Source organism: Caballeronia sp. J97 (genome assembly GCF_905220305.1).
Lineage (GTDB): Bacteria > Pseudomonadota > Gammaproteobacteria > Burkholderiales > Burkholderiaceae > Caballeronia.
Genome location: NZ_CAJMZL010000038.1, coordinates 51,208 through 59,310 on the forward strand (window position 1 = coordinate 51,208; position 8,103 = coordinate 59,310).

General features: G+C 64.0%; 7 protein-coding genes. 1 reads left to right on the forward strand and 6 read right to left on the reverse strand.

All coding sequences use genetic code 11. From position 1 onward, the window contains the following. Positions 1 to 4: 4 nt before the first annotated feature. Both U4Y90_RS31665 and U4Y90_RS31670 read right to left on the reverse strand, forming a co-directional pair. Positions 5 to 1,630: a methyl-accepting chemotaxis protein gene (locus U4Y90_RS31665; protein ID WP_321800637.1), complete on the reverse strand. Its 1,626-nt coding sequence runs from the start codon at positions 1,628 to 1,630 to the stop codon at positions 5 to 7. A 128-nt stretch (positions 1,631 to 1,758) separates the two neighbouring features. Then, complete coding sequence (locus U4Y90_RS31670) at positions 1,759 to 2,916, reverse strand: MBL fold metallo-hydrolase (RefSeq protein WP_321800638.1); 1,158 nt, start codon at positions 2,914 to 2,916, stop codon at positions 1,759 to 1,761. Between the two features lie 345 nt (positions 2,917 to 3,261). Here U4Y90_RS31670 and U4Y90_RS31675 point away from each other — a divergent pair, with 345 nt between their 5' ends. After that, the gene (locus U4Y90_RS31675; RefSeq protein WP_321800639.1) at positions 3,262 to 3,537 is read left to right on the forward strand and encodes a hypothetical protein; all 276 of its coding nucleotides are present in this window, start codon (positions 3,262 to 3,264) and stop codon (positions 3,535 to 3,537) included. A gap of 22 nt (positions 3,538 to 3,559) precedes the next feature. On the opposite strand, the gene U4Y90_RS31680 is transcribed toward U4Y90_RS31675, so the two are convergent. From U4Y90_RS31680 to U4Y90_RS31695, 4 genes are all read right to left on the reverse strand, one after another. Next, positions 3,560 to 4,327 (reverse strand): SDR family oxidoreductase, encoded by a 768-nt coding sequence (locus U4Y90_RS31680; RefSeq protein ID WP_321800640.1) that lies wholly within the window; start codon positions 4,325 to 4,327, stop codon positions 3,560 to 3,562. Positions 4,328 to 4,337: 10 nt separating this feature from the next. Beyond that, complete coding sequence (locus U4Y90_RS31685; protein WP_321800642.1) at positions 4,338 to 6,122, reverse strand: IlvD/Edd family dehydratase; 1,785 nt, start codon at positions 6,120 to 6,122, stop codon at positions 4,338 to 4,340. A 115-nt stretch (positions 6,123 to 6,237) separates the two neighbouring features. Beyond that, a complete protein-coding gene (locus U4Y90_RS31690; protein WP_321800643.1) occupies positions 6,238 to 7,278 on the reverse strand; it encodes a LacI family DNA-binding transcriptional regulator in 1,041 nt (346 codons plus the stop codon). 13 nt (positions 7,279 to 7,291) lie between these two features. Further along, positions 7,292 to 8,103 (reverse strand): hypothetical protein (locus U4Y90_RS31695; protein WP_321800645.1); only part of this gene is annotated, 812 nt, incomplete at its 5' end.

Below are 8,103 nucleotides of genomic sequence, written 5' to 3' on the forward strand. Positions count from 1 at the left end.
GCCTTTAAGCGGCCACCTTGAAGCGCGACACGCCGGTACGCAAGCCGTTCGCGACATGCGTGAGATCGTCGATCGCCTGCGTCGACTGGCGCAGCGACTCCGCCGTCTGCTGCGCGGCCTCGGAAAGTTGCGACAGCGCCTGCGATATCTGATCCGCGCCGGTAGCCTGCGTCTGCATGCCTTCGTTGATCATCGAAACGCGCGGCGCGAGCGTCTGCACCTGATGAATGATCTGCGAGAGCTGTCCGCCGACTTGCTGCACGTCGAGCATGCCGCGACGCACTTCCTCGGAGAACTTGTCCATGCCCATCACGCCCGCGGCGACGGCCGACTGAATCTCCTTCACCATCTGTTCGATGTCGAACGTGGCGACGGCGGTCTGATCGGCGAGACGGCGAATCTCGGTCGCGACGACCGCGAAGCCGCGTCCGTACTCGCCCGCCTTCTCCGCTTCGATCGCCGCGTTCAACGACAGCAAATTGGTTTGATCCGCGACTTTCGTGATGGTCGCGACGACCTGATTGATGTTGCCCGCCTTCTCGTTGAGGATCGCGAGCTTGCCGTTCACCGAGCCCGCCGCTTCCATCACGAGGCGCATGGTTTCCTCCATGCGCGTGAGTCCCGCCTGACCGGTGCCCGCGAGCGCAGCCGATTGCTCCGCCACGCCCGACACTTCGTTCATCGTGCGCACGAGATCGCGCGCGGTCGCGAAGATTTCCCGCGACGTCGCGCCGATTTCCGTCGTCGTCGCGGCTGTTTCGCTCGCGGTGGCCTGCTGTTCGCGCGCGGTCGCTGCGATTTCCGACACCGACGTCGTCACCTGTATCGCCGATTTCTGCGCCTGGCCAACGAGACCCGTGAGTTCGTCGGTCATGCGGTTGAAGCCCGCCTCCAGCGTGCCGAATTCGTCGCGGCGCGCGAGCGAAAGCCGCTGCGTCAGGTCGCCCGTGCGCATCTTGTCCACCACATCGACCATGCGCAGCATCGGCACCGTCAGGGCCTTCATCAGCATGAAGCCGAGCACCGACGCCGCGGCGATCGCCATGAGCATGATGACGATGAGCGTCACTTCCGATTTCTGCACCGAGCCGCGAATGCTTTCCACCGATTTCGCATTGAAGATCTGGTTATGCTCGACGAGCGCGCGCGTCGCGGTCTGCCCCGCTTCCCACTCCGGTGTGAGACGCGTGTTGAACGTCGCGACGGCCGCGTCCTTCGAGCTCGCGAGCTCGCGCAATACCTGATCCTGAATCGGAACGTAAAGATCGCGCTGGCGCTTGAAATCGTTGAAGAGACGGCGGTCTTCGTCTTCGAAGATGGTGGGCACGTAGGTGTCCATCAGCTTGTCGATCGTGGCGCGCGTTTCGGTCAGACGCTGCGTGTCGCGGCGCGTCTGTTCCGCGTCGTTGTCGATGAAGACGAGGCGCTGCGTGATCGTGTAGTTCTCGAACCACGCCGTGCGCAGATCGCCGGAAATCGAGAAGCCAACCATCGAATCGTCTTCGAGGCTCTTCGCTTCGCGATCGATCCCGCCGAGCAGCGTGTACGACAGGGCGGCCATGACGAGCATCAGGGTAAGGATGATGCCGAAGCTCGCCAGAATGCGATGCCGAATGGACAGTTGCTTCACGCGATGAGCCTTATCAAGTGGATGGAGACGATTGCTGCGCCGCGCGCAATCGCGAGCTCGCCTCGGTCAGGAGGCGTCTCAATTGTAGGATGAATTCGTGCGCGCGAAAGCCGCGCTGCCAGATCGTGTTAACGGCCGATTGTGGCCGCGCTTGAACGCGGCGTGTCCAGATGAATCATTTCGCCGTGTTTCAGCACGGTGAACGCATCCGCTGGCAGGCCGGCGCGGCGCGCGGCTTCGGCAAGACGGCACGGCGGCTCGTCGAGCGGCTCGTCGGTCAGTTCGAACGAACCCCAGTGAATGCCGATCGCTTTCTTCGCATGGACGTCCTCGAAGATTCGCACTGCTTCCTCGGGATCGACGTGCTGCGCGTGCATGAACCAGCGCGGATCGTAGGCGCCGATCGGGATCAGCGCGAGATCGAAGCCGCCGAAACGCGCGCCGATATCGCGAAAATCCGGCGAGTAGCCCGTGTCGCCCGCGAAGTAGAGCGCATACGGATGCGCCGCGCCCGCCGGCGTTTTCACAACCCAGCCGCCCCACAGCGTTTCCGCGCGATCGAACGGCGTGCGCGCGGACCAGTGCTGGCTCGGCACGAACCAGATATCGAGGCCGGCGGCGTGGGTTTCGTCGCTCCAGTCGAGCTCTTCCACGTTGGTCACGCCGAGATCGTTCATCCACTGCCTGATGCCGAGCGGCACGAGAAAGCGCGGCGGCCCGCCCGTTTGCCGGTTGAGCGCTTCGACGCTCGGCTTGTCGAGATGATCGTAGTGATTGTGCGAGATCAGCACGATGTCGATATGCGGCAACTCATCCAGCGTGAGACCGGGCGGCGTCTTGCGCTTCGGGCCCGCGAACGAAAGCGGCGAGGCGCGTTCCGAGAACATGGGATCGGTGAGGATGTTCACGCCGTCGATCTGCACCAGCGCGCTCGCATGACCGATCCACGTGAGCGTATCGGCGCTGCGATTGGCCTTGAGCCACGCGATGTCGGGATGCGCCATCGGAAACCGATAGCCGTTGGCCGGCGGCTTCGGCAAGCCTTGCGTGAAGCGCTCCCAGCGCCACTTCAAGAACGATTCGCGAGGCAGATGCCCATAGTTGTTTTCATAGCCCGACGAGGTGCGCTTCGCGTGGTGCAACGCCTGCGGCTGCGGCGCGAACACGGCGTCCTCGCTACGTGCGGGCACGTCGGACGAGCATCCCGTGAAAAGCGCCAGCGCGCAGAGCGTGACCCGCGAGCGGCATGCGTACGCATCGGAGAAAAAGAAGGAGAGAAGGCGCATGATTTGATGGATTGCATGCGTCACATGGCATTCGATTGTACGAAATGCACGTCGAAACGCTTTTGCGCGTTCTTTCTTCCGATGTAGCAAGATGCGCGCTTCCCCCGTCGCGGAAGGCCTGACGCGTATATTTGCGCGCAAGGTCAGCGATCCGGCCCGCTTCTTGCGTTACCGCACCCCGGCGCCGATAAAGGGCGCTTTCGAATAAACAATCGCGGCGCGGGCATTTTTTCAATGCGAATATCGCATTCGGGCACTTAGCACGCCGTCGCCAGAGCCGGGGGCTTCATGGGCAGCATTCAAAGAAAACACGCCTTACGCACATTCAACCCGCAGTTACACACGATGCACGCGATGCTCGTGTCGCGCGCGGCATCGCATGTCGCGAGTTCGATGCGGCCCGAAGGCCGCGACGAGGCGCTCGCGGAAGGCATCGCCGACGTCATCGCCCATTGCGGGCATGCGGGGCTGGGTCTCTTTCTCGCGGCGGTCTGGCATTGGCTCGACGAGCGCGACTATCACGAGGCCGCCGATGCCGTGCAGCACTACATCGAAACCGGCACTATGCCGACGGTCAAGCCGACAACGAAGCTCGCGCGCCGACGCGATGCGCGTATTTGAACCGGCCGCGTGCGTTGCGTCGCTACGCGCCGAACCAGCCTGCATCGACGTAATACTCACGCGCGGTACAACGCGCCGCGTCGTCGGACGCGAGGAACAGGACCATGCGCGCGATATGCTCCGGGTCGATCCGCTCATGCAGGCACTGTTGCGCGAGGAGACTGGCCTCGCTCTCCGGCGACTGCCATAGCTTCATCTGACGCGGCGTGCGCACGGCGCCCGGAATCACCGTGTTCACGCGAATGCCATGCTCGCCGAGCTCGCGCGCGAGCCCGCGCGTGAGTCCTTCGATCGCGGCCTTCGCGGTCATGTAAAGCGTGAGATCGGGCAGCGCGAGATGCCATGAGATCGAGCCCATGTTGACGATCGCGCCTTGCTCTTGCGTGCGCATGCGCTTCGCCGCGGCCTGCGCGCAGAAGAACTGATGCCGCAGATTGACGGCCATGCGCTCGTCCCAGTACGCAGCGCTCACGTTGTCCCATCGATGGCGATCGTCGTTCGCGGCGTTGTTGACCAGCACGTCGATGGAGCCGGCTTCGCTCGCGATAGCGTCGAACGCCTTGTCGATGCCATTCGCATCGCGCAAGTCGCAATGCAGAAACTTCGGCGCGTGCCGCTCGCCGGCGAGCGTCTGCTCGAGTTGCCGCGAATCGGCCTCGGCGACATCGATGAAGAAGACGCGCGCACCCTGCTTCGCAAAGGCCTCGACGATCGCCGCGCCGATGCCGCTGCCGCCGCCCGTCACGACGACGCGCTTGTCCGCAAGACTCGGGTAGATGGCGTAGGACATGGCGGCTCGCTCAATGTGAATGGCGCGGATTGCCGCGCGTTTCGATCACCTTCAGATACAGCGTCGCGGGTTCGAGACATCCGCCCGTCGACAATTGTCCGACCGTCTGCCGATACAACTCCTGCCACGGCGTCTGCGCCACCGGCGCGGCGAACGCGGATTGCGCGCGACGGCTTTCCAGCTCGGCTTCATCGAGCAGCACATTCACGCTGCGCGCGTTCAGATCGACGCGAATCCGGTCGTTCGTGCGCAGGAGCGCAAGACCGCCGCCGACCGCTGCCTCCGGCGACATGTTGAGAATCGACGGGCTCGCGGACGTGCCGCTTTGTCGTCCGTCGCCCATGCAGGGCAGCGAATCGATGCCGCGTTTGATCAGCTCGGCGGGCGGTGCCATGTTCACGACTTCCGCGCTCCCCGGATAACCCACCGTGCCGCAGCCGCGAATCACGAGAATGCAGTGCTCGTCGATGTCGAGCGACGGATCGTTGATGCGCGCGTGATAGTCCTCGGGGCCGTCGAAGACGATCGCCCGCGCTTCGAACGCGTTCGGCGCGCCGGGCTCGCTCAGATAGGTCTTTCTGAACGCATCGCCGACGACCGACATCTTCATGATCGCGCTGTCGAAGAAGTTGCCCGACAGGACCATGAAGCCCGCGCCGTGCTTCAGCGGATCGGCTGCGGTGCGGATGACTTCGTTGTCGGCGGCGGGCGCATCGCTCGCGATCTCGCCGATCGTGCGGCCCGACACGGTCAGACAATCCCGCTCGATGAGACCCGCCTCGTCGAGTTGCCGGATCACCGCGGGCACCCCGCCCGAACGATGAAAACTCTCGCCGAGATATTCACCCGCCGGCATGCAGTTCACGATGAGCGGCACCTCTTCGCCGTGGCGCTGCCAGTCGTCGAGACTCAATTCGATCCCCATGTGCCGCGCGATCGCGATCAGATGCGGCGGGCAATTCGTCGATGCCCCGAGCGCGGACGCGACGACGATCGCGTTGATGAACGCCTCGCGCGTCATGATCTTCGACGGCTTCAGATCCTCGCGCACCATGTCGACGATGCGCTTGCCTGTCGCATACGCCATCTGTCCGCGCTCGCGATACGCGGCGGGAATGCTCGCGCACGTCGGCAAGGACATGCCGAGCGCTTCGGCGAGACTGTTCATCGAGAGCGCGGTGCCCATTGTGTTGCAATGGCCGATCGATGGCGACGAAGCGGTCGTCAGGCGCATGAAGCCTTCGTAATCGATTTCGCCCGCCGCGAGCAGATTGCGCGCGTGCCAGATCACCGTGCCGGAGCCGACGCGCTTGCCGTCGTACCAGCCGTCGAGCATCGGGCCGCCCGAAAGAACGATCGCGGGCATGTCGACGGTGGCGGCCGCCATCAGGCACGCAGGCGTAGTCTTGTCGCAACCGGTGGTGAGCACGACGCCATCGAGCGGGAAACCATGCAGGATTTCGACAAGCCCGAGATAGGCGAGATTGCGGTCCAGCGCGGCGGTCGGACGGCGGCTCTGCTCCGCGAGCGGATGCACGGGGAATTCCATCGGAATGCCGCCGGCATCGCGAATGCCCGCCTTCGTGCGCGCGGCCAGTTCGATGTGGTGGCGATTGCACGGCGCGAGATCGCTGCCGGTCTGCGCTATGCCGATGATCGGCCGGCCCGACTGCAATTCCTCGCGCGTCAGGCCATAGTTCATGAATCGCTCGACGTATAGCGCGGTCATGTCGGCGTGCGAGGGATCGTCGAACCATTCCTGGCTGCGCAGGCGCTTGGGATTCTGTTGGGGCATGGATGTCTCTCCGTGAATTACAGTCGTTCGGCACGAGCGCCGACGCTGCTCCTTGTATTTCGTTACCGGTAACATTTCGGGCGATGTTAGCACGCGTTCGCTGCGTTGCTTCGGTTCAGGCGCTGTCGCGCGGCACCACGGAATACGCAACGCGCACGCGCTTGCCGGCCGGGCCGATGATGCCCTGATCGCGCGACTCCAGCGCCGCGAGCAAGGTCTCGCCGGTGCGCACGCCGATGCCGTATGCGTCGACGGAAACCGTCGTGATCGATGGCGTGCAGCAGGCGGCCACTTCGAAATTGCCGAAGCCCGCGATGGCGATATCGTCCGGCACCGTGAGGCCGCGCCGGTGGCATTCCATTATCGCGCCGAACGCGGACATGTCGCTCACGCACATCACGGCCTGAGTGTCGGGCCAGGTTTCGAGCAGCGCGGCCATCGCGGGGGCGCCGTGACTCATGGTGATCGGAGAATCGCCTAGACGAATGATGCGTTGGTCGTCGAGACCGAGCGCCCTCATCTGTGCGCGAAAGCCCTTCAAACGATCCAGGCCGCGGCGGTCCAGTTCGCTCGCTCCGCCGAGAAAGGCGATGCGTTCATGGCCCTGATCCGCGAGATACCGCACCATTTCTCGCGCCGCACTGACGTTGGAGAACCCGACGGCGGCATCGATCGGATCGGAAGGCGAATCCCACATTTCCACGACGGGCACGCCCGAGCGACGCAGCAGCGTGCGCGTCGCTTCCGTATGACGCGAGCCCGTCAGTGCGATGCAGCGCGGCTGATGACGCAGCATCGAACGCACGAGCCGCTCCTCGCGATCGAGATGGTAGTCCGTGTCGCCGATCAGCAATTGCAGGCCGTACGGCTCGAGCGCAGCGGAAAGGCCACGGACCGTATCCGAGAAGTTGGAGCTTGCGAGCGATGGCACCAGCACTGCGACGAATTCCGAGCGGCCGGACGACAAGGCGCCGGCGGCCGCATCGGCGACGTAGCCGAGTTCGTCGATCGCTTTCTGCACGCGCTCGCGCGTCGCCAGCGCAACGCTATGGCCGGCGAGCACGCGCGAGACGGTCATCTTCGAAACGCCGGCGAGACGCGCGACATCGGACATGCGGGGCGGGCCCGCGGAAGGATCGTAGATGTGCTCAGACATGCCGCGACGTTGCTCAGTCGACCCGAACCCAGCCATCCTCGCGCTGCTCCAGGATGATGTGCAACTTCGCCTCGCCGGCTTCACGGTCGGAGGCGGTCACTTCCGGGAAGGCGCGCTTGATGTCGCGGTCGTCGGCCCAAGGGGCCACGTTTTCGAGCTTGTAGGTGTAGGTGACATCCGAGCGATGCGCGGTGGGATCGGGCTCGGTCCAGCCGACGACTTTGTCCAGCTTGACGTGCGCATAGCAAAGCATCCAGGCGCGCGGGTCGCTCGTCGCATTGGGATCGCCGGACGGTCGGCTGGTTTCGGCCGCGTATTTCTGCCCTTCGCCGGTGAGGCTGTATGCGATGCCGTTCTGCTTGGCATTGGCGTTCGCAGGCGTCGGCGCAGCGCGAGCGATCAGGCCGCTTTTCTCGAGCGCCGCGAGCTGTTCGCGCAGCGCGCCGGCTGAATATTCGTTGAGATCCCGATTGCTATAGACCGATGGGAACGCGTATGGGCCACGGCCGCTGCGATTCAGGCATAGCAAGCCGCGGTTCGTTTTCATGTCGGCGGAAATCGCGTCGCCCAGACTGGACTCGCTTGCATCGTTCTTCTTGCCGCAAGCAGCGAAAAGCAATGCGGTGCTGACGGCGGCGATCAACAGGCTCGTTCTCATATGCGCTCCGGGAAGGGTCGGCATGATGGGTACAACCTTTCGACGCCATTCTACCGACTGAATGGTGCGCATCGGAGACTGGATGGTGTCGGGGCAAACGATGTTGACGCAAATTGCGCGCCCCAACGCAAAAACCCCACCGTTATCGGGTGGGGTTTTTGTTTTCG

What these genes read in the sequence shown, in the direction of transcription:
- U4Y90_RS31670 (WP_321800638.1), bottom strand. Translation starts at nt 2,916, where the DNA reads ATGCGCCTTCTCTCCTTCTTTTTCTCCGATGCGTACGCATGCCGCTCG.
- U4Y90_RS31675 (WP_321800639.1), top strand. Translation starts at nt 3,262, where the DNA reads ATGCACGCGATGCTCGTGTCGCGCGCGGCATCGCATGTCGCGAGTTCG.
- U4Y90_RS31680 (WP_321800640.1), bottom strand. Translation starts at nt 4,327, where the DNA reads ATGTCCTACGCCATCTACCCGAGTCTTGCGGACAAGCGCGTCGTCGTG.
- U4Y90_RS31685 (WP_321800642.1), bottom strand. Translation starts at nt 6,122, where the DNA reads ATGCCCCAACAGAATCCCAAGCGCCTGCGCAGCCAGGAATGGTTCGAC.
- U4Y90_RS31690 (WP_321800643.1), bottom strand. Translation starts at nt 7,278, where the DNA reads ATGTCTGAGCACATCTACGATCCTTCCGCGGGCCCGCCCCGCATGTCC.